Source organism: Gandjariella thermophila (genome assembly GCF_005405885.1).
Taxonomy (GTDB): Bacteria; Actinomycetota; Actinomycetes; order Mycobacteriales; family Pseudonocardiaceae; genus Gandjariella; species Gandjariella thermophila.
Genome location: NZ_BJFL01000005.1, coordinates 234819 through 258860 on the forward strand (window position 1 = coordinate 234819; position 24042 = coordinate 258860).

Annotated in this window: 22 protein-coding genes; 12 read left to right on the forward strand and 10 right to left on the reverse strand. The window is 72.1% G+C overall.

Annotated features, from left to right (window positions below; all coding sequences use genetic code 11):
• The first annotated feature begins 206 nt into the window (after positions 1-206).
• From FFT21_RS08295 to FFT21_RS08310, 4 genes are all read left to right on the forward strand, one after another.
• Positions 207-1199, forward strand: coding sequence for a chitinase (locus FFT21_RS08295; RefSeq protein ID WP_137813170.1), 993 nt, complete (start codon positions 207-209; stop codon positions 1197-1199).
• 126 nt (positions 1200-1325) lie between these two features.
• Positions 1326-4529 carry an ATP-dependent helicase gene (locus FFT21_RS08300; protein WP_225978209.1) on the forward strand — a complete coding sequence of 1068 codons (3204 nt, stop codon included), beginning with the start codon at positions 1326-1328 and terminating at the stop codon, positions 4527-4529.
• 130 nt (positions 4530-4659) lie between these two features.
• On the forward strand, positions 4660-8145 hold the full coding sequence (locus tag FFT21_RS08305) for an ATP-dependent helicase (protein WP_225978210.1): 3486 nt from the start codon (positions 4660-4662) through the stop codon (positions 8143-8145).
• A gap of 131 nt (positions 8146-8276) precedes the next feature.
• On the forward strand, positions 8277-8918 hold the full coding sequence (locus tag FFT21_RS08310) for a hypothetical protein (RefSeq protein WP_137813171.1): 642 nt from the start codon (positions 8277-8279) through the stop codon (positions 8916-8918).
• A gap of 79 nt (positions 8919-8997) precedes the next feature.
• Here FFT21_RS08310 and FFT21_RS08315 read toward each other — a convergent pair whose 3' ends face one another.
• Positions 8998-9534: a hypothetical protein gene (locus tag FFT21_RS08315; protein ID WP_137813172.1), complete on the reverse strand. Its 537-nt coding sequence runs from the start codon at positions 9532-9534 to the stop codon at positions 8998-9000.
• A gap of 288 nt (positions 9535-9822) precedes the next feature.
• On the opposite strand from FFT21_RS08315, the gene FFT21_RS08320 reads away from it, so the two are divergent.
• Positions 9823-11268 (forward strand): M20/M25/M40 family metallo-hydrolase, encoded by a 1446-nt coding sequence (locus tag FFT21_RS08320; protein ID WP_225978211.1) that lies wholly within the window; start codon positions 9823-9825, stop codon positions 11266-11268.
• Complete coding sequence (locus tag FFT21_RS08325) at positions 11265-12305, forward strand: potassium channel family protein (protein WP_137813173.1); 1041 nt, start codon at positions 11265-11267, stop codon at positions 12303-12305. The genes FFT21_RS08320 and FFT21_RS08325 overlap by 4 nt, the downstream gene beginning before the upstream one ends.
• A 92-nt stretch (positions 12306-12397) precedes the next feature.
• On the opposite strand, the gene FFT21_RS08330 is transcribed toward FFT21_RS08325, so the two are convergent.
• The 4 genes from FFT21_RS08330 to FFT21_RS08345 are packed head-to-tail and all read right to left on the reverse strand — an operon-like array spanning position 12398 to position 18283.
• Positions 12398-12757: a barstar family protein gene (locus FFT21_RS08330; protein WP_192909430.1), complete on the reverse strand. Its 360-nt coding sequence runs from the start codon at positions 12755-12757 to the stop codon at positions 12398-12400.
• Between the two features lie 59 nt (positions 12758-12816).
• Complete coding sequence (locus tag FFT21_RS08335) at positions 12817-17406, reverse strand: DUF6531 domain-containing protein (protein ID WP_137813175.1); 4590 nt, start codon at positions 17404-17406, stop codon at positions 12817-12819.
• A complete protein-coding gene (locus FFT21_RS08340; RefSeq protein ID WP_137813176.1) occupies positions 17403-17732 on the reverse strand; it encodes a type VII secretion target in 330 nt (109 codons plus the stop codon). The genes FFT21_RS08335 and FFT21_RS08340 overlap by 4 nt, the downstream gene beginning before the upstream one ends.
• Positions 17732-18283 (reverse strand): YbaB/EbfC family nucleoid-associated protein, encoded by a 552-nt coding sequence (locus FFT21_RS08345; protein WP_137813177.1) that lies wholly within the window; start codon positions 18281-18283, stop codon positions 17732-17734. Before FFT21_RS08345 ends, FFT21_RS08340 begins: the two co-directional genes overlap by 1 nt.
• Before the next feature lie 84 nt (positions 18284-18367).
• Between FFT21_RS08345 and FFT21_RS08350 the strand changes: the two genes are divergently transcribed.
• Positions 18368-19084 (forward strand): hypothetical protein, encoded by a 717-nt coding sequence (locus FFT21_RS08350; RefSeq protein WP_137813178.1) that lies wholly within the window; start codon positions 18368-18370, stop codon positions 19082-19084.
• On the opposite strand, the gene FFT21_RS08355 is transcribed toward FFT21_RS08350, so the two are convergent.
• Both FFT21_RS08355 and FFT21_RS08360 read right to left on the reverse strand, forming a co-directional pair.
• Positions 19062-19487 (reverse strand): type II toxin-antitoxin system VapC family toxin, encoded by a 426-nt coding sequence (locus FFT21_RS08355; protein ID WP_137813179.1) that lies wholly within the window; start codon positions 19485-19487, stop codon positions 19062-19064. The two genes, FFT21_RS08350 and FFT21_RS08355, sit on opposite strands and share 23 nt — an antisense overlap.
• Positions 19477-19755 carry a hypothetical protein gene (locus tag FFT21_RS08360; RefSeq protein ID WP_137813180.1) on the reverse strand — a complete coding sequence of 93 codons (279 nt, stop codon included), beginning with the start codon at positions 19753-19755 and terminating at the stop codon, positions 19477-19479. Before FFT21_RS08360 ends, FFT21_RS08355 begins: the two co-directional genes overlap by 11 nt.
• A 223-nt stretch (positions 19756-19978) precedes the next feature.
• On the opposite strand from FFT21_RS08360, the gene FFT21_RS08365 reads away from it, so the two are divergent.
• Positions 19979-20560, forward strand: coding sequence for a maleylpyruvate isomerase family mycothiol-dependent enzyme (locus tag FFT21_RS08365; protein WP_137813181.1), 582 nt, complete (start codon positions 19979-19981; stop codon positions 20558-20560).
• 76 nt (positions 20561-20636) lie between these two features.
• On the opposite strand, the gene FFT21_RS08370 is transcribed toward FFT21_RS08365, so the two are convergent.
• Positions 20637-20846 (reverse strand): DUF397 domain-containing protein, encoded by a 210-nt coding sequence (locus tag FFT21_RS08370; RefSeq protein WP_137813182.1) that lies wholly within the window; start codon positions 20844-20846, stop codon positions 20637-20639.
• A 21-nt stretch (positions 20847-20867) separates the two neighbouring features.
• Complete coding sequence (locus tag FFT21_RS08375) at positions 20868-21728, reverse strand: helix-turn-helix domain-containing protein (protein WP_225978219.1); 861 nt, start codon at positions 21726-21728, stop codon at positions 20868-20870.
• 190 nt (positions 21729-21918) lie between these two features.
• Between FFT21_RS08375 and FFT21_RS28815 the strand changes: the two genes are divergently transcribed.
• The 4 genes from FFT21_RS28815 (at position 21919) to FFT21_RS08390 (ending at position 23288) form a co-directional block, all read left to right on the forward strand.
• A complete protein-coding gene (locus FFT21_RS28815) occupies positions 21919-22083 on the forward strand; it encodes a hypothetical protein (RefSeq protein WP_153816547.1) in 165 nt (54 codons plus the stop codon).
• Between the two features lie 5 nt (positions 22084-22088).
• Positions 22089-22529, forward strand: coding sequence for a hypothetical protein (locus tag FFT21_RS08380; RefSeq protein WP_137813184.1), 441 nt, complete (start codon positions 22089-22091; stop codon positions 22527-22529).
• Positions 22526-22846 carry a hypothetical protein gene (locus tag FFT21_RS08385; protein ID WP_137813185.1) on the forward strand — a complete coding sequence of 107 codons (321 nt, stop codon included), beginning with the start codon at positions 22526-22528 and terminating at the stop codon, positions 22844-22846. The genes FFT21_RS08380 and FFT21_RS08385 overlap by 4 nt, the downstream gene beginning before the upstream one ends.
• Before the next feature lie 211 nt (positions 22847-23057).
• Positions 23058-23288, forward strand: coding sequence for a hypothetical protein (locus tag FFT21_RS08390; protein ID WP_137813186.1), 231 nt, complete (start codon positions 23058-23060; stop codon positions 23286-23288).
• On the opposite strand, the gene FFT21_RS08395 is transcribed toward FFT21_RS08390, so the two are convergent.
• Positions 23281-24042, reverse strand: a 762-nt coding sequence (locus FFT21_RS08395; protein ID WP_137813187.1) for an ISAs1 family transposase, incomplete at its 5' end; no start/stop codon positions are given. The genes FFT21_RS08390 and FFT21_RS08395 overlap by 8 nt on opposite strands.

Below are 24042 nucleotides of genomic sequence, written 5' to 3' on the forward strand. Positions count from 1 at the left end.
TACGGAAGCGGCGGCCAGGAAGTCCGGTCGGACCGGCTCGAGGATCTCAGCGCGTAAGTGGACTAGACCAAAGACCGGGCTGTCAAGAGCAGGTCATTCACTGTGAAAACGCCTCCTGGCGTGGCCGGAGATTTTGGTCTATACCAATCGTGACCCTGTAGCCGCCGCCAAGTGCAGGGGAGGACCGCACCCCCAGGAGGTTCGCCATGACATCTCCGACCCGACGGCTGCGGCGTGTGCTCGGCGCGTTAGCCGCCCTGACCGCCGCGGCGCTGGCCGTGGTGACGCTGGGCGCGGCCGCGCCTAGCTGGGCGGCCGGTGCCGGCCCGAAGGTGGCCCCGTACGTGGACATGGGCGAGTGGCCCACGCCCAGCCTGTCCGCGATGGCGCAGGCCGGCGGGGTGAAGAGCTTCACCCTCGCGTTCGTCACCTCGGCGGGCTGCAGGGCAAGCTGGTTCAACGCCTACGACCCGCGCTCCGGCTGGCAGCTCGACGAGATCAGGAAGATCCGCGCGGCCGGCGGGGACGTGAAGATCTCCTTCGGCGGCGCCTCCGGCATCGAGCTGGCCCAGGCCTGCGGCGACGCCAACTCGCTGGCCGCCGAGTACGACGCGGTGGTCAAGGCGTATCAGCTGCGGTACGCGGACTTCGACATCGAGGGCGCGGCGGTGGCCGACCCGGCGTCGGTGCAGCGGCGCTCCCAGGCGCTGGCCACCGTGCAGCGGAACAACCCCGGGCTGAAGATCTCGCTCACCCTGCCGGTGCTGCCCACCGGGCTGACCGGCGACGGCCTCAACGTGCTCCGCGCGGCGAGGAACGCCGGGGTGCAGGTCGACCTGGTCAACATCATGGCGATGGACTACTACCAGGGCCCCTCGGACATGGGCGCGAAGGCCATCCAGGCGGCGAAGGCCACCCAGGCGCAGGTGCAGTCGGTGTTCGGGGTGGGCGACGCCACCGCGTGGCAGATGGTCGGCGTCACCCCGATGATCGGCGTCAACGACTCCGGCAACGAGGTCTTCTCCCAGCAGGACGCCCGCGCGCTGGTCTCCTTCGCCAGGCAGGTGCACCTCGGCATGCTGTCGTTCTGGGAGCAGGGTCGGGACGCCAACGCCTGCACCGGCGCGCTGTACAAGTGCACCAACATCAGCCAGCAGCCGTACGAGTTCGCCAGGATCTTCGCCGGCTACACCGGCTGACCCGCGTCGTTCCCGCGCCGTGCGGCGGTCCGCGTGGCCGCCGCGCGGCGCGAACGGCGGACCGGCTCACCGGAATGGGCGAGCCGCGCGCCGGTCCTGTCGGGCCGGCATGGTTCCATCCCTGACGTGGTCACCACCGCGCCCGCGCCCCTGCTGGTCCGCCGCCCGCCGGCTCCCGCCGAGCGGCGGAACTGGGACGCGTCCGCGCGCCGCGTGCTCGCGCACCCCGGCGGCTTCCTGCGGGTACTCGGCGGCCCGGGCACCGGCAAGACCACGCTGCTCGCCGAGGTCGCGGCCGACCGGGTGCTGCGCCGCGGGGTGGACCCGGAGCAGGTGCTCGTGCTCACCCACAGCCGCAAGGCGGCGAGCGCGCTGCGCGCCCGGATCACCGCGCTGCTCGCCGCCGGCCAGTCCGGTGGCGGGCTGCGTACCGTGCGGCAGCCGCTGGTCCGCACGGTGCACTCCTACGCGTTCGCGGTGCTGCGGCTGCAGTCCGTGTTGCACGGCGAGCCGCCGCCGCGGCTGCTGTCCGGCCCGGACCAGGACGCGGTGATCCGCGAGCTGCTGGCCGGCGACGTCGAGCTGGGCGCCGAGTACTGGCCGGAGCGGCTGCGCGCCGCGCTCACCCTGCCCGGCTTCGCCGCCGAGCTGCGCGACCTGCTGCTGCGGGCCGCCGAGCGCGGCCTCGGCCCGGAGGACATGGTCCGCCTCGGCCGGGAGCACGGCCGGGACGAGTGGGTCGCCGCCGGCAGGTTCTGGCGGCAGTACGAGCAGGTCACCCTGCTGCGCGGGGCGGTGGGCACCGAATCGCCGCAGGCCGCCGCGCCCGCCCTGGACGCCGCCGAGCTGGTGGCCAGCGCGCTGCTCGCCTTCGACACCGACGCCGAACTGCTCGCCGCCGAGCGGGCCAGGGTGCGGCACCTCCTGGTGGACGACGCCCAGCACCTCGACCCGCAGCAGTACCACCTGCTGCGCCGGCTGGGGGACACGGCGGCCGAGTTCGTCCTCGCCGGCGACGTGGACCAGGCGGTGTTCTCCTTCCGCGGCGCCGACCCCCGGCTGTTCGCCGAGTCCGGATCCGGGGACGAGGACACCGTCGTGCTCACCGCCGACCACCGGATGTCCGCCGAGGTGCGCGAGGCGGTGCGGCGGCTCGCGGAGCGGCTGCCCGGCTCGGCGCCGCGCCCGCTGGACGGCCCGGCCGACCGCCGGGGCAGCGTGCAGGTGCGGCTGCTGGCCTCGGCCGCCCAGGAGGCGAGCTGGGTGGCCGACCAGCTCCGCCGCGCGCACCTGCTGGACGGCGTGCCGTGGGCGGAGATGGCCGTGCTGGTCCGGTCCACGGTCCGCTCGCTGCCGGTGCTGCGGCGGGCGCTGCTCGCCGCCGGTGTGCCGGTCGCCGTGCCGGCCGACGAGGTGCCACTGGCCCAGCAGCCCGCGGTGCGCCCGTTCCTGGCTCTGCTGCGTGCCGCCGCCGCACCGGACACCCTGGACGAGGACACCGCGGCGCTGCTGCTGGAGTCGCCGCTGGGCGGGGCCGACCCGCTCGCGCTGCGCCGGCTGCGGCGCGGGCTGCGCCGCCTGGAACTGGCCTCCGGCGGCGACCGGTCCAGTGGCGAGCTGCTGGTCGAGGCGCTCGCCACGGACGAGACCCTGGCCGCGCTGGACGACGCCGAGGCGGCACCGGCGCGGCGGGTGGCCGCGCTGCTGCGCGCCGCCCGGGAGGCGATCGCCGGCGGTGCGGGCGTGGAGGAGGTGCTCTGGTCGCTGTGGCGGGGTAGCGGGCTGGAGCACCGGTGGGTGGCGCAGGCGGCGCGCGGCGGGCTGGCCGGCGCGCAGGCCGACCGTGACCTGGACGCCGTGGTCATGCTGTTCGACGCGGCGGCCCGCTACACCGACCGGCTGTCCGGTGCGGACATCGCCGGGTTCGCCGACTACCTGTCCGCGCAGCAGATCGTTGGTGACTCGCTCGCCCCGACCGCCCCGCAGGGCGAGGCGGTGGCCCTGCTCACCGCGCACGCGTCCTGCGGTCGCGAGTGGACGGTCGTGGCGGTGCCCGGCGTGCAGGAGGGGGTGTGGCCGGACCTGCGGCTGCGCGGGTCGCTGCTGGCCGTGGAGCGGATGGTCGACCTGCTGGCCGGGATCGACCCGGAGGACATGGTCTCCGCCACCGCCCCGCTGCTGGCCGAGGAGCGCCGGCTGCTGCTCGTGGCGGCCAGCCGGGCGCGGAGGACGTTACTGGTCAGCGCGGTGCGCGGGGAGGAGGAGCAGCCGTCCCGGTTCCTCGACGAGCTGGCTGGGACCGGCGCCGACCCGGACGCGGCGGTCCGCCCGCTGTACACCCCGCCGCGCGGGCTGGTGCTCGGTGAGCTGGTCGGCGAGCTGCGGCGGGTGGTCTGCGACCCTGGCGCGGAGCCGGCCCGGCGGCGGCGCGCGGCCCGCCAGCTCGCCCGGCTCGCCGACGCCGGGGTGCCCGGCGCCCACCCGGACACCTGGTACGGGCTTCCCGAGGTGTCCTCCGATGTTCCACTGTGGAGCAGCGACGACCGGGTCGGCGTCTCACCGTCCACTGTGGAAACCCTGACCAGGTGCCCGCTGCGCTGGTTGGTGGAGCGGCACGGCGGTCAGGACGTCGCCGAGCTGGCATCGATCACCGGCACGCTGGTGCACGCGCTCGCCCAGGCCGCGGCCGAGGGCGCCGATGAGGACACGTTGCGGGACATGCTGGACCGCGCGTGGGCCACGGTGGACGCGGGCGCGCCGTGGTTCTCCCGGCGGGAACGGCGCCGGGTGGAGCGGATGGTCGAGGCGTTCCGCGCCTGGCTGGTCGCAAGCCGCGGCGAGCTGGACGAGCTGGCCGTCGAGCGGGCGCTGTCCGTTGACCTGCCGAAGGCGGAGGGCACGCCCGGCCCGTGGCTGCGGGTGCGCGGCCGGGTCGACCGGCTGGAGCGTGACAAGCAGGGCCGCCCGGTCGTGGTGGACATCAAGACCGGGAAGAACCCGGTGACCGGCAGGGAGGCCGCCGAGCACCCGCAGCTCGCCGTCTACCAGCTCGCCACCGCGCTGGGCGCGTTCGCCGAACTGGGCGCCGGCACCGAGCCGGGCGGCGCGCGCCTGCTGTACGTGTCCAAGGAGGACAAGAAGACCGGCGCGGCGGAGCGCGTGCAGCCCCCGCTGGACGAGGAGTCGGTGCACGCCTGGCTGGCCGTGGTGCAGCGGGTCGCCGAGTCCTGCACCGGCCCCGGCTACACCGCGGCGGAGAACGCCGACTGCCCCCGCTGCCCGGCCCGCACGAGCTGCCCGTTGCACCCGTCCGGAAGGCAGGTTCCCTGATGCGTTGGGCAGAGCGCGGCAGTCGGAGCGGCCATGGCACCGTGGCGTGGGGCGTGACCCGGGTACCTCGGGCGTGTGCTCGCCACACGATCACGGCCGCGGGCGGGCTGGCGGACGAGCAGGTGGGACAGTGACCGCCGTGGAAGCGCCGCCGTCCGAGGTGGTCAGCCCGCAGGAGGTGGCCGCGGCGCTCGGATTGCCGCCGCCGACCGCCGAGCAGGCCGCTGTGGTCGCCGCACCCGTCGAACCGGCGCTGGTGGTGGCCGGCGCGGGCGCCGGCAAGACGGAGACCATGGCGGCCCGGGTGGTGTGGCTGGTGGCCAACGGGCTGGTCACGCCGGACCGCGTGCTGGGCCTCACCTTCACCCGCAAGGCGGCGCGGCAACTCGCCGACCGGGTGCGGGCCCGGCTGCGCCGGCTGGCCGGCTCCGGCCTGCTGGACCGCGTCGACCCGAGCGGCGAGCGCAGAGCGGCGGTGCTCACCGGCGAGCCCACCGTGCTCACCTACCACGCCTACGCCGGCCGCCTGGTCGGCGAGCACGGGCTGCGCTTGCCGGTGGAGCCCGGCGCGCGGGTACTCACCGAGACCGCGTCCTGGCAGCTCGCCCACCGCGTGGTGGCGACATGGACGGAGGACCTGGACACCGACCGGGTGCCCACCACCGTGACCGGATACCTGCTCGCGCTGGCCGGCGAGCTGGCCGAGCACCTGGTGGAGCCCGAGCGGCTGCGCGCGCACGCCGACCGGTTGTGCGCGCTGATCGAGAACGCGCCACGGGCGCCCCGACAGCGGGCCGAACTGCCGGAGCGGCTCCGCGCGGTGGTGCACACCCAGCGGCTGCGGGTCGCTCTGCTGCCGCTGGTCGAGGCGTACGCGCAGCGCAAGCGCCGGGAGGGCGCGGTCGACTTCGCCGACCAGATGTCCCTGGCCGCCCGGCTGGCCAGCGAGCACCCCGAGGTGGTGCGCGGCGAGCGGGAACGCTACGGCGCGGTCCTGCTGGACGAGTACCAGGACACCGGGCACGCCCAGCGGGTGCTCCTGCGTGAACTGTTCGGCCGGGGCGAGCCGCTCCCGGTCACCGCGGTCGGCGACCCGGCGCAGGCCATCTACGGCTGGCGCGGTGCCAGCGCGGCGAACCTGCCCCGGTTCACCACGGACTTTCCCCGCGGCCGGGTTCCCCAGGCGCGCCGGCAGGGCGCGGTCGAACAGCTCCCCGGGCTGGTCCCGGCCCGCCGGTACGGGCTGCTGACCAGCTTCCGCAACCCGCCCGAGGTGCTCACCCTGGCCAACGCGGTGTCCGCGCCGCTGCGCGCCGCCGGCCTGGAGGTGGACGAGCTGCGCGCCCGGGACGGCGCCGGCCGCGGCGACGTGCGTTGCGCGCTGCTGCCGGACGTGCGCGCCGAGGTGGCGTGGGTGGCCGACGCGATGGCCGCCCGCTGGGCCGCCCACGTCGAGGCCACCGGCCGGCCGCCCACCGCCGCCGTGCTGGTCCGCCGCCGCGCCGACATGGCGGGCATCGCCGCCGCGCTGCGGGACCGCGGCTTGCCGGTGGAGGTGGTCGGCCTCGGCGGGCTGCTGGACGAACCCGAGGTGCGGGACCTGGTCAGCGCGCTGCGCGTGCTGGTCGACCCGCTCGCCGGCACGGCGGCCGCCCGGCTGCTCACCGGCTCCCGCTGGCGGCTGGGCGCCGCCGACCTGGCCGCGCTGTGGCAGCGGGCCGGCCAACTCGTCGCCAGCCGGGACGGCACCAGCAACCCGGACGACCCGTTCGCGGTCATCGCCGACGCGCTGCCCGGCGAGCACGCCGAGCAGGCCGGCCTGGTGGACGCGGTGGACGACCCGGGCGACCGGGCCGCCTACTCGGCGGACGGCTACCGGCGCATCCGGCAGCTCGGCGCCGAGCTGGCCGCGTTGCGCCGCCGGCTGGACCAGCCGTTGCCCGAGCTGGTCGCCGACGTGGAGCGCACCCTGCTGCTCGACGTGGAGGCGATGGCCCGGCCCGGCGGCGCCGGTCGGGCGCACCTGGACGCGTTCGCCGACGTGGTGGCCGACTACGCCGCCGCGAGCCCGTCGGCCACGCTGTCCTCGCTGCTGGACTATCTGGCCACCGCCGAGCGTGCCGAGGACGGCTTGGCGCCCGGCGAGGTGGAGGTGGCCGAGGACCGCGTGCAGGTGCTCACCGTTCACTCCGCCAAGGGGCTGGAGTGGCGGGTCGTCGCGGTGCCGCACCTGGTGCGGGAGGTGTTCCCGGCACGTCGCAAGTCGTCCTGCTGGCTGCGCTCGGTGGCCGAGCTGCCGGCCGAGCTGCGCGGCGACGCCGCCGACCTGCCGGAATTGCGGCTGTCCTCGGACGACAACCGCAAGGAGGTGGACGAGGCCCTCGGCAGGCACGCCGACGAGTTCGAGGAGCGGCGGCTGGTGGAGGAGCGCCGGCTGTTCTACGTCGCGCTCACTCGATCCGAGCAGACCGTGCTGCTCTCCGGCCACTGGTGGGGCGAGACCGGGGAGAAGCCGCGCGGGCCGTCGGAGTTCCTCACCGAGGTCCGCGACGCGCTGGCCGCCGGCGAAGGGGCGATCGGCGTGGTGGAGCACTGGGCGGAGCTGCCGGGCGAGGACGAGCGCAACCCGCTCACCGAGCATGCCCGCACGGCGAGCTGGCCGGTCGATCCGCTGGGCGACCGCCGCGCCGCGGTCGCCGAGGGCGCCGCGCTGGTCCGCGCCGCACTGTCCGAACTGGACGGGCACGGGCCCGGCACGCCCGAACCGGCCGGCGCGCCGACCGGGCCTGGCACGGATGAACCGTCCGCCGGCGCGCCCGGCGCCACGGACCCGGGCCCCGACCGGGACGCCGACGCGCGCCTGGACTCCGATCCGGACGCCCACCTGGATGCAGATCCGGGCGCCGACCCGAACGCCGATACGGACGCCGACCCGGAGGGCTGGGCGAGGGACGTGGACGTGCTGCTCGCCGAGCGGGCCGCGGCGGCGAGCCGGCGGGAGCGGATCGCGCTGCCCGACCACCTGTCGGTCAGCCAACTCGTCGAGCTGGCCGGCGACCGGGGCGCGCTGGCCCGCCGGTTGCGGCGCCCGCTGCCCATGCCGCCGAACGCGGCGGCCCGCCGCGGCACCCAGTTCCACGCCTGGCTGGAGCAGCGCTTCGGCGCCAGCCGGCTGCTCGACCTGGACGAGCTGCCCGGTGCGGCGGACGCGGACGCCCCGCCCGACGCCGACCTGGTCGAGCTGCAGCAGGCGTTCCTGGCCAGCGAGTGGGGCGAGCGCATGCCGCACGACGTGGAGGTGCCGTTCGAGTCGGAGATCGAAGGCATCCTGGTGCGCGGCCGGATGGACGCGGTGTTCGCCGAGCCGGACGGCGGGTGGACCGTGGTCGACTGGAAGACCGGCGCCGTCCCCGGTCCGGACCACCTGCCCGCGCTTACCATCCAGCTCGCCACCTACCGGTTGGCCTGGGCGGCGCTGTCCGGTACCCCGCTGGAGAAGGTGGGGGCCGCGTTCCACTACGTGCGGCACAACCGCACGTTGCGGCCCGCCGACCTGCTGGACGCCGACGGTCTGCGCGCCCTGCTCCGCGACGTGCCGGCGGGCGACCCCGGCTGACCGCACGACCCTCGCCGACCCGGTTTCGCCGACCCGGTTTCGCTGACCGCGAGCCGGCTGACCGCGCCGTCCGGCGCGCGGATACGGCCGCACCGGTTGTGGTCATGGACTGCGGGGACGAGGATCAAGTGGTGCCTGTGATCGAGCACTGGAAACTGGACAGCCCACCTGACACCCCCGCGCAGGTCGCCGTGGACCTCGTCGAACTGCGCCAGCCGCTGGTCAGCGTGGCGCGTGACGAAGAGGGGACGTGGTGCTTCGACGGGCCGGGGACGGCCCGCGAGAAGACGGAGCGCATGACCCTGGCCGACGTCCTGCACGCCTGGCCGCACGTCGCGGTGCTCCGCGACGTGCCTCCCGGTCAGGTCGCGATCTGGAACTGGGACGACAACGGCTGGCGGGTCGGCCCCCGGCCAGACACAACCGACGCGGCCGAGCTGTGCACCGACCTGGACGAGAGCCTGTGGCCGGAAGGGGTCGCCGCCGACGGTGTCGCCGTGGTCGAGCGGGCCGTGGTGACCGGCGAGGAAGAGCTCACCGACGTCCAGCGTGACCGTGAGGGCTTCTTCTTCGTCGGCCCCGGCGACGAGGAACTCGGCCCGGACGCCTACGTGCGGGTGCGGCTCTCCGACGCGGTGCGCCGCTGGCCGCACTCCTTCGGCGTGGTGCGGGCCCTGGAGCCCGGCGAGGGCGTCGAGTGGAACGCCGAGGACCAGCAGTGGGAGGGCTACCTGCTGCTGGGTTCCCCGGAGGCGGCCGAGCCCGAAGCCTGACGAGCGTCGAGGACAGTTGGACGACGATGGGTGCGTGGCGTCGCGCGGCACGCCCGGCCGGCGCCACGCACCCACCGAGCTATTGCCGTGCCCTCGCCTCGGCCACCGCCGCGCGCACCACCCGGTCGTAGAGCACCTCGAGCAACCACCGGCCGAACAGCGAGGGGCCGAACTCGGCGGCGCGGTTCTCCGGCGGCACCTCCACCCGCGCGGTCAGGTCACCGTCCACGCGGACCACGCCGATCCCGTAGTAATCCAGCTCGATGAGCGGCCACGGATCGTCCCGTGGTCCTTCGGGCAGCACCACCGCGCACGGTGCCAGGGTCATCAGCGTGCCGCAGGACCGCAGCGCCCGCCGCACCGTCGACTCGGTGACCAGCACCCCGACCAGTTCCACCGCGGCGAGGGGTAGCTGGTCGTAGACGGCGGGCTCCAGCCAGGTCCGGAACCAGGACGGCGACGGGTTCGGGGGCCAGCCGTTGCGCTTCCGCCAGGCGTGGACGTCCTGCCGCACGCGGACAACGGCCGACACGCGCTGGCCGAGGGCGGCGACGTCGGGCACGACGACACCCCGCCAGTCCAGCGCCGAAGCGGCGCGCGAGAGGTGCTGCGGCACCCGGGCATCCTAGGTCGGCTGATCGCGCTCGGGGCAGGGGTTCCAGGCGCCGCAAGGAAACCACGTGCGCCCGGCGATCCTTCCATGAGCTGCGGAGTCGCGCGGTCGACGCTGGTCCCCGCAGTGGTCCGGACCAGTTCGACGGCCGCGCGCCCGGCCCGACGCGACGCAAAACACATCGCTGAGATTAATCCGAATGGAGCAGCGCTGGGCCGTGGTTCGCCGGCCGGGCCGACGTGCCGGTAACCACATTCGCCGGCCCGCCGTGGTCCGTTACCCTCCGGCACCGTGACGGACGAGGCACCGCCAGAGGGGTCACCCATCGCCGCCGAGCGGGATGCCGTGACCGCGCTCGCCCCCGACTACGTGGTGCGGCTGCGCGAGTGGTTGTCCATCCCGTCGATCGGCACCGATCCCGCGCACCATCCCGACGTCGGCCGGTCCGCCGAGTGGCTGGCCGAGGCACTGCGGGCGGACGGCTGGCCCACCGTCGAGGTGTGGGATGGCGGTCCGGCGCTGCCCGCGGTCTACGCGCACTGGCCGGCGGCCGAGCCGGACGCGCCCACCGTCCTGGTGTACGGGCACCACGACGTGCAGCCCGTGGACCCGATCGAGCTGTGGCGGCATCCGCCGTTCGAGCCGACCCTGGTCGGCGACGAACTGTTCGCCAGGGGCGCGAGCGACGACAAGGGCCAGGTCGCCATGCACCTGCTGGGCCTGCGGGCGCATCTCGCCGCCACCGGCCGGATGTCCCCGGCGGTGTCGGTGAAGCTGCTCGTCGAGGGCGAGGAGGAGTCTGGCTCACCGCACATTCTCGAGCTGATCCGCGCCCACCGCGACCGGCTGGCCTGCGACCTGGTGGTGGTCACCGACACCGCGGTGTTCAACCGGGACGCCATCACCGTGGTCACCGGCCAGCGCGGGCTGGTCGAGGCCGAGGTGACCTTCACGAGCGGCACCATGGACCTGCATTCCGGGCGGTTCGGCGGCGCGGTGCCCAACCCCGCGGTCGAGCTGGCCAAGCTGGTCGCCGCGCTGCACGACGACGACGGCCGGGTCGCCGTGCCCGGGTTCTACGACGACGTCCGGCTCCCCTCCGATGTGGAGCGCGCCGACTTCGCCGGGCTGCCGTTCGACGAGGCCGCCTGGCTGGCCGGGCCGGGCGCCGGCGTCACCGAGGCCACCGGCGAGGCCGGCTGGTCCAGCCTGGAACGCACCTGGGTGCGGCCGACCGCCGAGGTCAACGGCCTGGTCGCCGGGTACACCGGCCCCGGGGTGAAGACGATCATCCCGCACCGGGCCAGCGCGAAGCTGTCCTTCCGGCTGGTCCCGGACCAGCGGCCGGAGAAGATCCGCGACCTGGTCCGCGCGTTCGTTGACGCGCACACGCCCAGCGCGGTGCGCGCCGAGGTCCGCTTCGGCGGTGCGTCCGAGCCGTACGCGGCGCCCACCGACCATCCGGCGACCCTGGCCGTGCGGGACGCGCTGCGGGCGGCCTTCGAGCAGGAGGTGCGGTTCACCCGCGCCGGCGGCTCCGGCCCGGCGTCCGCGCTGCACACCGGGCTGGGTGTGGCCACGGTCTACTTCGGCGTCGGGCTGCCGGACGACCGCATCCACGCGCCGAACGAGCGGGTCGTGGTGCCGTTCCTGTTGCGGGGCGCGGAGGCGCTGGCGTACCTGTGGCGGGCGCTGCCGGACCGGATGCGGGCGCGACGGGGGAGCGACGCGACATGAGTCAGCGTGACGGTGGCCAGGGCACGGGGGCCGGCGTGGTCCGGATGTCGCCGGCCCGGCGGACCCCGGTGGGGTCGGTGCTGCGCGCGGTGGCCGCCGCGGTGGCGGTGCTGCTCGGCATCGCCGTGGTGGTCTACCTCGGCCGGGCCGGCTACCGCGACGTCGACGGCCGCGGGCTGACCTTCGTGGACTGCCTGTACTACGCCGCCGGTTCGCTCTTCCCTGCCGACTACGCCGGTGTCACCCCGATCAGCACGTCCGCCCGGCTGGCCAGCGTGGTGGTCATCATGCCGCTGCGGGTGGTGTTCCTCGTGGTGCTGATCGGCACCACGATCCGGGTGCTCGACGAGCGGTCCCGGCAGGCGTACAAGATCAAGAGGTGGAGGTCCAGGGTGCGGGACCACGTGGTGGTCGTCGGCTACGGCACCAAGGGACGGTCCGCGGTCGTCGGCCTGCTCGGCGAGGGCATGCGGCCCGAGAACATCATCGTGGTCGACACCGACCAGAGCGCGGTGGACGCCGCCTCCGCGGCCGGCCTGGTCACCGTGCAGGGCTCCGGCACCAGCAACGAGGTGCTGCGCTCCGCCGGCGTGCCGGACGCCAGGGCGGTGGTCGTCGCGGTGGCCCGGGACGACACCGCGGTGCTGGTCACCCTCACCGCCCGGGAGCTGGCGCCGAACGCGCAGGTCGTCGCGTCGGTGCGGGAGGAGGAGAACGTCCATCTGCTCCGCCAGTCCGGCGCCGACCCGGTGGTGGTGTCCAGCGGCACGGCCGGCCGGCTGCTCGGCCTGGCCACCAGCACCCCATCGGTGGTGGAGATGGTGGAGGACCTGCTCACCCCGTCCGAGGGCCTGGCCATCGCCGAGCGCGAGGTGGAGCAGACCGAGATCGGCGCGTCCCCCCGGCACCTCTCCGACATCGTGCTCGGCGTGGTCCGCGGCGGCCGGCTGTTCCGGGTCGACGCCCCCGAAGCCGACGCCATCGAACCAGGCGACCGCCTCCTCTACGTCCGCAAGGCCACCCCGGCCACCGGATGATCAACGGCTGGACGGCTGCTCCTACGCATTCGGCGGCCAACCCGGCGCGGTTGAGTACGGTCCGCCCGATCATCGATTGATTGACGCACCGCTCAGGACCACGCAGTTCCTGCGTAGACAACGACGAACTGGTCGCCGGCGAGGGAGAATGATTCTTCCAGGCTGTTGAATCGGATAACCGTCTCCAAGCCGAGATGAGTGCGGTCGCGCAGCAGGTCCGGCAGTCCCCGAAGAATCAGTACCAGCGGAAACCGCCAAGCCTCACGGATCTCCTCGAATGCGTCCTCGACGGAGTCCCAGCTCAACCCGCACCATTCCGGGAACGGCAGGGCCTGCCTGACGGCCCCGATAACGTCGGATACGGACGTCGCGCCGGCCATGTCGACCTCGACAACGTTAGCTCGTGCCTCGTCGAGGTATCGGCGTAGCTCCGCCAGGTTCACCTCGTCCACCAGATAGGGAACGCTCCTGGCGTGGAGGAGTGGGGGCGAGGGCATCTGGATCCAACTGGTCAACGCACTCTCCGGAAGGTCCCGTAGTGATCGGGCGTGTACCACACCTCACCGCCGTTGCCGACGATGAGCCGCTGACTTCCTCGTGGCCCCGGTCCCGGCCAAACGTCCGTCTCATGGTAGTACCCGAGTGGCTGCGTCGGGAGGTCGCCTGCCCGGTTACCCCATGTTCCGGGAGGATAACCTCGTAGCCCGCCTTGACGGACGCCGGGCGGTGGCGTATAGCCGTTATTGATCATGTGGTTCGCCACATTATCGATCTGTTGTTTGAGATTCGGATCAGCAGTGTCAATAATTCCGTCGCGTCCTGACACGAACCGCGGTTCGTTCGAACCACCAACGGGAGTCGTGGCGTCATACGGTGTGAGGCCGAGCGGATCCATCCACACGGTTGGATTGAACACGTATGCGTGATGGTTGGGCGCCGGAGCCAGGCCGAGCGGATCGTTGCTGACGTAATGGCCGGACAGCGGATCATAGTAGCGTTGGTAGTTGTAATTGAGCTGACTTTCCGGATCGTGGTACTGGCCGGGGAATCGGAGTGGCGTGTGGGCGTCGCCATCGTCGTGGGAACTCGGAGCGCCCCATAGGGAATGTCGCGCTCGCCAGGCTATGTTTCCGTCTGGCTCGACCATCTCCGTGGGGGTGCCTACGAGGTCGGTCACAATGGCGTAGAACTTCTGGTCGAACCATTCCTGCGAGGCACCCTGATGCGGTGATCGTTCGGCCTGGACGATCGGGCGGAACCGACCCGGCTCCCATTCCCATGTCGTCGTGCGCCGCCCATGGCCCGTGCCCACCTCTGCCTGCTCGGCCAGAACGGTGCCGTCCCAGGTGAACCGGGTCTCTTCGACGACCGAACCGTCCTCGGTGAGGCGCTGCTTGGCGATGCGCCGGCCGAGGGCGTCATAGCGGTAGCGCCACCGCTGACCGTCCGGGGTCGTCACCGCGACGAGTCGGTCGTCGGAGTTCCAGGTGTAGTGCCAGGTCAACGGCTTGGCGGAAAGGCGCCGTTGCTGGCGCCTGACGACGCGACCCTGCCGATCGTGCCGGTACGAGACGTTGCCGGCACGCCGCAGGAGTGTGCCGGCATACTCCCGTAGGCCCTGCGCCTCCGTCGTGGCCCGACCCTGCTCGGCGGCCGACCAGTCGGCGAACGTGATGTTCCCGTCAAGGTCGTAGGTGTACCTCTCCGGCCGATAGGTGCCATGAACGGCGATGATGCGTCCGGCTCGGTCCAGATGGAACCGGCGTGGGCCGCCAAGCTGATCGTCGACACCGGCGACCAATCCGTCCCGGCGGTAGTGGTAGCGGCGATGCTGGAGTATCTGATTGCTGTGACTGGGACCGAATCCGACCGCGGCGAGCGTTTGGCTGGCAAGCCGGTGGTTGATATCCCATTCCTGGCTCAGGACAAAACCGGAGTCAAACTGCCGCTCGATTTCGTGTCCTGCGGCGTCATGACTAAACCACACCGTATGGCCTGTGACGTGCAGTGCGACCGGAAGATCGCCGACGCCGTACTCCCACAAGCTTTCGGCTCCAGAGGGCGTGCGTCGAACCAGTCGCCGCCCGAGAAGGTCATATGTCGACGTGACGGTGTCGCCGTTGATACTTTCGGCGAGCACGCGTCCCAGCACGTCGCGCCGGAAGGTGACGTCCGCGTCGGCGTTGACCGCGCGGGTGATACGGCCTGCCGGATCGTATTCGAACCGCGCCAGCATGTCCTCCGAGCGCTGTTCGACGACGTTACCGACCTCGTCCCGACTGAAGGTCGTGACCTGTCCGGCGCCATTGATCCGTTCGACGAGTTGGCCCGCACCGTCGCGGACGTAGCTGATGACGCGGCCGTCGAAGTCCGATTCCCGAATGGTGTTGCCGGCCGCGTCGTACTCGTAGCGCCATACTCTGCCATACGGGTTGGTGACAGCGACGAGTTGCAACTCGGTGTCGTAGGCGTAGGCCAGGCGGGCGCCGTCCGGGCCGATCTCGGCCACCGGGAGATCAAAGTGTCCTATTTCGGTTCGTGTCACGCCGCCGGCCGCGTCGACGTGCTCGACGAGGTTCCCTTCCCCGTCGTACACCCATCGTTCCGTGGAACCGTCGGGCAGCGTGCGGAAGACAGGCTTGCCTTCGACGTTCCACCCGATACGTGCGGTGTTCCCGTTGGGATCGATGACGGCCGAGACGCGACCCAAAACGTCGCGCGTGTAGCGGCTGACCGCGCCCGCGGGATCCGCGACCATTATTGGCAGGCCAGCGGCGTTTACTTCAATTCCGTGGGCATTTCCCAGCGCGTCGATGACCGCGGTGAGGTTTCCTCGGGCGTCACGCTCGAAGACGGTACGCGCGCCAGCGGGGTCCGTGGTGGCGGTCAGGTTCCCCCGGGAGTCGTATTCATGGCGCCATGTCGCGCCGTCGGGCTGCCGGACGACCGTCGGCGAACCGAACTCGTTGTACTCGGCGTGGGCCTGGCTGCCGTCGGGGCGGGTGATGGTGGTGAGGTTGCCGGCGCCGTCGTAGGTGTAGCGGGTGGTGCGGCCGAGTGGGTCGGTGCGGGACAGCAGCCGGTGGTGCGCGTCCCATTCGGAGAGCGTGGTGTTGCCCAGTGGGTCGATTTCGCGGACCACCTGGAGGCGGTCGTTGAGGTGGTACGTCGTGGTATGGCCGAGTGAGTTGGTGGATCGGGTGACCAGATTCTTCCGGTCGTAATCGAAGGTGTAGCTGAGGTAGCCGTCCTTGCCTTCGCCGCGGACGCAACGACCATCGGCGTCGTAGAAGAAGCGGTACCACATGCCGTTGCGGTCTTCCCACCGGGTCATCCGGCCGGCGTCGTCGTACTCGAACCGCATGGGCAGGTTCGACGAGTTGATGACCTCGGTCAGGCAACGGCGGTCGTCGTATCGGTAGCGCATCAGCGTGACGACGCTGGCGGTTTCGGGGTCGATCAGACGTAGCTCGGTGACGAGGCCGTCGGTCGTCTCGACACCGATCCGGTACCCGCCGGAGTGCCGAACCTCCACCAGAGTGCCGTGCACGTCGTAGACGAAGTCGATGCGGTTGCCATTGCGGTCGGTAATAGCGGTGATGGGCCGTTGCTGGGCGCCGCTCGCTGCGAAGTGCAGGGTCTGACCGGCCGGCCGGTTGGTGATCGTGTATCCGCCGTCATCGCCGACGGCCAGCGGCCATGCGGCACCCTCCTGCGGCAGCACGGGCGCGCCCACGGCGGGCAGGGGATACCTGAGCAGCATCCCGTCGGCCGCGGCGAAGTGCACCGCATCGTCGTCGACCTCGATCTTCTGGTCGAGTGTCGACGCCCAGGAACGGCCGAACCACCGACCGACCCGGTAGGTGGATTTGTGCGTGCGTGAGATCACCAGCGGCAGGATCCCGGGCAGTTGCACGTCGGTCTGGGTCTGCAGCATCACGCCTGTCGACACGTCGACCGGGTCGCCGTCCTTGGGGGTGCCGCTTTCGGTCTTCGAGTTGGCCGAGGGATCGTTGTTGTTGCCCTTGATGCTGGTGTCGTCGGACCCGCCGTGGCCGCTGGACGAACCGGGGCCGCCGTTGTCGGTGTGGGAGGGGGCGGTGGTGTCGCCGGTGCCGGGGCTGCCGGGGTCGGTGCCGGTGTGGCCGGGGGTGCCGTCGCCGCCGTGGCTGGACGGGGTGGTGGTGTCGCCCGGGGTGTGGCCGGCGTTGCTGGGCGCGGTGGTGTCACCGGGGACGTCGCCGGCGCTGGAGGGGGCGGTGGTGTCGCCGCCGGTGTGGGGTGCGTGGGCGCCGTCGTCGGCGGCGTGGGAGGCGTTGCGGGCGGCGGTGTCGGCGCCGTCCTCGGCGTTGCGCAGCCCGGACAGGCCCTTCTTGATGCCGTTCCAGATCTCTTCGAGCTTGCTCATCAGCGGCCGCAGCTTCTCCAGCGAGCCGGTGAGCTTGCGGATGACGGCGGTGATCTTCTCCATCCAGTCCGAGACCTGGGTGACCACCTGGGCGATGACCACCGGGGTGCCCAGGCCGAGGGTGCAGACCTCTTCCAGGGCGTCCTGGATGATGTCGCCGATGGCCTGGGTGACCATGTCGCGGACCAGGCCGCGGACGGTGCCGACCAGGGCGCCGACGACCTCGACGACGGTGCCGATGGTGTCGGCGGCGGTGGCCGCGGCGGAGAGGTGGTTGACGGTGTTGGTGGCGTGGTTGCGGTAGGCGTCGGCGGCCTGCCCGGTCCACGAGGAGGTCTCGCGCTGGATGGCGGTGGTGAGGTCCTGGCCGGCCTTGCCCACGGCCTGGGCGACGTTCTTCCAGGTTTTGGCGTAGGCGGAGATCTGGTCGGGGTCGCCGGCCAGCCAGTTCAGCGCGTCCTGTAACGGTTTGACGTGTTCGATGAGCCAGTTCAGGCCGTAGGAGATGAGGGTGGCGACGGGGTTGGTGACCATCGCGAGGGTGTCCAGGCCGGTGCCGAGCAGGCCGAGGCCGGCCTCGACCCAGGAGCCGGACTGCACGCCGTCGTAGACGCTGGCGGCGTCGTCGACCAGGCTGATACCGGTGTGCCAGGTGGTGGAGTCCTGCTTCTGCGCCACCAACGGATTCGTCATCTGCCGTTCCCCGGAGTCTGGATGGCGTTGAAGCCGCCGGTGTTGCCCTGCTCGGTGGTGTCGTAGTGGGACGCCGTCTTGCGGATGCCGTCGGCCACCGCGGTCACCGCGGACTGTGCCTGCTGCAGCGCCTGCAGCCCCGGCGCGCTGACGGCCAGCACGATCGGCACGAAGAGCGGGCCGGCGATCTGCCCGTACGCCTCGACGCCGACGGACACCTGCTGCGCCGCGGCCACCGCCTGGCCCAGCGTGCCGGCGATCCCGTCCAGCGTGCCGGCGTGGGTGTGCAGGTCCGCCGGCGTCACCGTGTAGCCGTCACCGGCCATCAGGCATCGCTCCTTCGCAGGATGGAACCGCCCTCGTCCCAGCCGTCGTCCTCGTCGTCCGGCCGGCGGCGCGGCGCCGGCCGGGGCGGACGCGGCGGCGGGGGCGGCTCATCCTCGGGCAGCCGGCCGATCCGGTGCTCGCCGTCCGTGCGGGGCGGCTCGGGCTCGTCGACCTCGGGGAACCGGCCGCGGTAGTTGGCCATCACGATGTCCATCGCGGCCTGGTCGTCGCCGATGGTGGACTGCATGACCTCGGCGACCCGGTCGGGCAGCCGGGACTGCGCCCGCCGCATCGCGCCCAGTACCGCCGCCGCCACCTGCGTCCCGGACATCTCCCGGACCCGGTCGGTGATCCGCAGGTCGGTGAGCGCACCGTTGGCGTCCACGGTCACCGTGACCACACCGTCCGGGGACGACTCGGTGGCCGACACCCGGGACACCTCGGCCTGCATCTCCTGGTACCGCTGGGCCTTCGCCTTGGCGTCGGCCACCCACTGGTCGAGCCGCGCGTTCACCGCCGCCGCGTTGTCCCCGACGTTCGGGCCGGTCATGCCCACCACCCCCGTTCCACGTGCTCTGACGAAAGCAGCACCCGCCCGGTTTCCAGAAGACTCCGAACGGCTCGGGTCGAGGACGTGCCGCTGGCCAACGTGGTCGGCACGGTCAACCGGCCGCACGACTTCGACGCGGACTTCCGGCTCCTCAACGGCTGCCTGCGGGACCGGTGGGAGGGCCTGGCCCGGGCCGTCGAGGACGGGTTGGAACCGCCGCCGGTGGATCTGGTCCAGCTCGGCGAGCTGTACTTCGTCGCCGACGGCCACCACCGCGTCTCGGTGCTGCGCGCCCGCGGCCGCGCGGTGGTCACCGCGCGGGTGCGGCGGATCTGCACGGTGGCCTACGCGATGGCCTGCCTGCGCGCGGCCCACCTGGCCAGCAAGGCGGTGGAGCGGCGGTTCCTGGAACGCGTGCCGCTGGCCGAGTGCGTGCGCAGCGATCTGTGGCTGGACGAGCCGGCCGACTGGCTGCGCCTCGCCGACGCCGCCGAGGCGTGGGCACTGCGCCGCACGCTGTCCGGCCGCGCCCCGTCGGATCGACGCGAACTGGCCGCCGGGTGGTGGGCGGAGGAGGTCATGCCCGTGCTGGAACGCCTCCGCGCCGCCGGCGCCGGCCTGGACCTCCGCGACGTGCAGCTCTACGTCACCGCGCTGGCCGCCCGCGACCGCCTCGGCCTGGACCGCTGGCCCACCGACCCGGCCAGCCCCCTGTGGGAGTCCGTGGCCGGTTCCCCGCAGCGCGGCTCCCTGCTGGTCCGCTTCCGCCGGGACGCGGCTACCCGACTGGTGTCACCGTGACGATCCGGCACTTCACCGGGGCACCGGACCGTTCGATGCGCGTGTCGGCGGTGAGGAGTGCCGTGCCGCGCCGCTCGGCAGCGGCGACATAGATGGCATCGGCGTAGCGGAGCGACGCCCGGGCCAGGGTCCAGGCGCGATGCACGTCTTCCCACGGCGTCGCTTCCATCGCGATCCCGAACGACTCCGCCAGCCGGAGCGCTGGATCGATGCCGGCGCCGTTCAACGGATGGTTGGGGCGGTTGGCCGCCGCGCGCAGACCGGACATGATCTCGAAAGCGAAATGCCCCGGCGCGATGAGCGGTTCGGCGGCAGGGAGCGCCGCGAGTGCGTCCCGAGCCGCCGCACCTCGAGGCCCAGGGTCAGCGACCGCGTCGATCACCACGGACGCGTCAACGATCACGACGGCCGTCGCTCAACCGGTCGGCACGTTCGGCATGCGCGTCCTCGATGGCGTCGAGCACCGCCTGACGCTCATCATCCGGCACGCTCGGCTGGCCGCGGAGCCGATCGGCCGCCTCGGCGAGCGCGGCCTGCCTGCGGAGATACACCGCTTGTGCATGGACGGCGTCACGGAGGTAACTCTGCAGGGACAAGCCTTGGTCGGCCGCAGCCGACCGAATTTGCTCAAGGTCGTCTTCGGGCACGTCCCGAATCAGCACGTTTGGCACCCGACCATGCTATCATTCGTGATAGCTCCTGTGAAAGCGTGGCTGAGTCAGTTGGCTGTCGCCCCGGGCGGCCGCGGAAACCCGTAGGCTCGCGGACTGTGAATGATCAAGTCGGTGGGTGGTCGTACCAGCGCTACTGCGGGGAACTTCAGAGGCAGATCGAGCGGTTCGTGGCCGTCGTGGCGGAGTCCGATCCGTCGACTCCGGTGCCGACCTGCCCGGGATGGACGATGGCCGACCTCATCCGGCACCACGGCACCACGGCACCACGTACCGATGGGTCGAGCACATCGTCCGCAACCGGCTGCAGCGGCGGATCCGTTCCGGCGAGGCGCCGCTCGAACTGCCCGACGACCCAACCCGCTACCCGGCGTGGCTCACCGCCGGCGCGGAAACCCTGCTGGCCACGCTGCGCGCCACCGAGCCGGAAACTCCACTGTGGACGTGGGCGGCGGACCGGCACGCCCGCTTCTGGCCGCGGCGGGTCCTGCACGAGGCCGTGGTACATCGTGCCGACGCCGAACTTGCGCTCGGCCGCACGCCGCACATCGATCCGGGTATCGCGGTGGACGGCATCGACGAGTTCCTCACCAACCTGCCATACGCGTCCTGGGTCGCCGAACGGCTGGGCGAACTCGAGGCTGCGGGCCAGACGCTCCACCTGCACGCCACCGACGGCGACGGCGAGTGGCTGATCAGCCTCGGCGAGGGCGGCTTCACCTGGACCCGCGGCCACGCCAAGGCCACCGTCGCGGCCCGCGCACCCACCGCCGAACAGCAACGTCCCGCTGTCCATGGCGCGTGATCGTATCGGCGTGCCGGCCCGGCACCGCGCGGCTCAGCGGATGTATCGCTCCGCGATCAGCGTCCGGGCCGGTCGATCAGCCGCGGTCGAAGGCGCCCTGCTTGGCGGCGTCGAGGAAGGAGGTCAGTGTGCCGCCGGCGAAGACGAGCATGGGTCCCGCCGGGTTCTTCGAGTCACGCACGGCGCCGTGGGCGGGGGTGCGGGCGATCTCCACGCAGACGTTGCCGTTCCCGTTGCTGCGGCTGCTCTTGCGCCACGCCAAGCCTGCCAGGTCCGGGGCGGACATGCTGCCCTCCGCTCGTCGCCGCTACAAGGCGCCGGCCACCTCCGCGATCACCTTCGCCGACCGGGTCGGGCTCAGGGCCATCTTCTGGAGACCGGCGAAGTTCATCGTATAGGTCTGGACCGAGGCAGAGTCCTCCACGAAGACGCCGTGTGTGAGGTTCTCCACGTACACCACGTCGTCGAAGTGTTCCTCGGCAAAGGAGAGCACGCTGAACGGTGAGCCGATCGAGGGGTAGGCGCCGACGGCGAACGGCAGTACCTGCAGTCGGACGTTCGGCAGCCTGGCGAACCGGAGCAGGGTTTCGAGCTGGGCTCGCATGACTTCCGGGCCACCGATCACCAGGCGCAGCGCCGCCTCGGTCATGATCGCCTCGACCCGGAGCGGATCGTCGCCGGACAGCCGTTCCTGCCGCGCTGTACGTGCCTCGGCCCTTCGCTGGTCGATCTCGTCGCTCGCCCTCGGCAGGGCGCGGCGGGACAGCGCCGCGGTGTAGTCGTGGGTCTGGAGCAGGCCGGGCACCAGGTCGATCGAGAAGGTGCGCAGCAGCTCCGCCTCGGACTCCAACTCGATGTAGTCCTGCGCCACGTCGAGGACTTCGTCCCTGCCGAAGTCCTGCCACCAGCCACGTTGCTGGGCCGTCTGAGCCGCGCGGAAGAAGGCGTTCCGCTCGTCCTCGGGCACGTCGTAGATCAGCGCCAGGGCGAGCACGTCGACCGGGGCGACCGGCAGGGCGCCATGCTCGATCTTGCTGAGCTTGGCCGGCGACCAGTGCAGCCGACTCGCCGCGTCGACTCCCTTCATCTGCGCCGCCTCGCGCCAGCGGCGCGCCCGTCGTGCGATCCGTCGGACACGAACGCCTGCCCGGAACTCCTCCACCACCATGCGCACCTCCGACTCGACTGTGATCACCGCGGAGCCTACGGCGTGCGATCAAGGCAAGCTGTCACCCAAGAGAGTGGCAGAGAAAATTTTCACGAAGCCAGCCTTGTTTGTTGATCGAAGTTGCCCATACCGTCCTCGGCGGCACATCGAACTGCGAAGGGGCACGTTGACTCGACAGACACGGAAGTTGGTGGCGCGGATCGCGTCGGTCAACCGGGAGATCGCCCGCACCGGGCTGTCCCTCGTGGACGGTGAGGCGCCGGCCGAGCGGGTACACCAACTGGGTCAACGCCTGGTCGAACTGGGGCAGGAACTCCAGCGCTGGCACGACCCCGACCCGGCCGGGGAGGGATAGCACCCGTGGCGCGCAACACCGCCTTTCCCCGGCACGTGCTCTGCCTGGACGCCAACTTCGCCAGCACGTGCACCACCGCCGTGGACCTCACCCCCGGCCGCAACGGCATCGTGCTCCGGCTCGCCTGCCTCGCCGCCTACACCGTCACGCTCGACTTCGACGCCACCGGCATGCTGATGGACACGCTGCGCACCGGGGACATCCGCGCCGTGCTCGCGCAGCACGACCAGCGCGGCCGGGTGTTGCTCGGCATCCCGCCCGCACCCGCTGCCCGGCGCGCCCGCAGCCGTGGCGCGGGCGCCGATGGAGCTGGAACTGCACCTTTCGCCCCGGCACAGCGTGCGGCTGGTGTTCAGCCGGTCCCGGACCGCCGAATTGCTCGACCACCTGGCGGACGCGCGTGCCGCACTGATCGCACCCCGACCGCAAGCGAGGCCCTGACGTGAACCCCGACACCTTCGGCGCCGCCGATCTCCGCGCCCTCCTGTCCCGTCGCCTCGACGGCACCAAGACCGACCACGGCGCAACGCTGTACGCCTATGGCGCCGGAGCCCGCGATGCGGTGCTGCCCGGCCGGGAGAACACGACCACCGTGCTGGCCCACCACCCGGAGGGCGCGAGCTGGTTCGTCGTGGAGGTCCGCCAGTTCTTTCCGGACCGCATGCCCGCGCTGTGGCTGGACCATGACGTGCTCCGGTCGTTGACGGCCCGCGCCGAGCGGCGCCCCGTCCCGTTCACCGTCGTGCCGACCGAGGAACCCTGAGCGGTCGCTCGGCGCCAGAGCAGGTGTCGAACCAGTAGGGCCCGAACCGCCCTTGCGGGGTCCATAAGATCGCTACCCTGAGCCTGGACCAACATCGATAACGGCCGTACGGCGGCGATGAGAGGATCAGGAGAGGCATCGTGGCGGGCTTCAAGACGCCGCCGCAGGGGATGTCGCCATCGAGGCCGTCGGCCTGGGACCTGAGGATCCGTTGGCCGACATCGGCGCCGGCGTCTACACCGCCTGGAAGATGTACCAGATCTACAAGATCGTGCGGCGGATCATCACCGTGATCGTGGCGATTCAGAAGACCTTCGAGGAGATCTCGAAGGCCGTGAAGAAGATCGGCGAGGACGTCGACGCTGTCAAGAAGCTCCTGCACGACCCGGAGATGCCGCACATCCCCAGCGTCACGGCCCCGGCAAAGTCGCACTTCAGCTGATCAGTAGCAGGTTGATGGGGCGGAGTGGGTCCCAGGCCTGATGTCGGAGGGCTTGGGCGATGTTGGTGGCGCCGTTGAGGCGTAGCACGCTGATCGCCAGGTTGCGCAGGGAGGCCATCACTCGGGGGCCGTTGCCGGTGCGGATCTGACAGCGGTCCTCGTCGAAGGTGACCTCGCGCACCCAGTGCAGGCGGTTTTCGATGCACCAGTGCCCGCGGACCCAGCGGGCGAGCTCGGCGGCGGTGGCCTGCTCGGGGGTCAGGCTGGTGACGGCGTAGGCGATCTCGGTGGTCCACTTCGTGCTGCCCGGTTTGCGGGTCTTGCGGGTGATCTGGATGGCTTGGCGCGCGTGCGGGAACACGATCCCGGTGGAGACGGTGACGACCTTGATGTGGCGCTGCTCGATGCGGCCGTGCGCGCGGTCGGCGCTGGTGTGCACCACCGGAACCTGCTTCCAGGGCAGGGCTTTCAGCTGCGCGAACAGGGCCGGCTGGTTGCCCTTGACGGTCACCAGGTAGTGCGCGCCACGCTCGAGGACCAGGTAGTCGGCGTGGGCGCGCTGGGTGTGTAGCGCATCGGCGGTGACCACCGCACCGGCCAGCTCGACGCCGGCAAGCAACGGGGCGAACTCGGTGATCTCGTTGGTCTTGTTCCCGACCTCGCGCTGGGCCAGCACCGCGCCGCGGGCGTGGTCGATCGCGCCGAGCAGATGCCGCGGCTCGGTGGCGGCACCGCCCGAGCCCCGTAGGCGCTT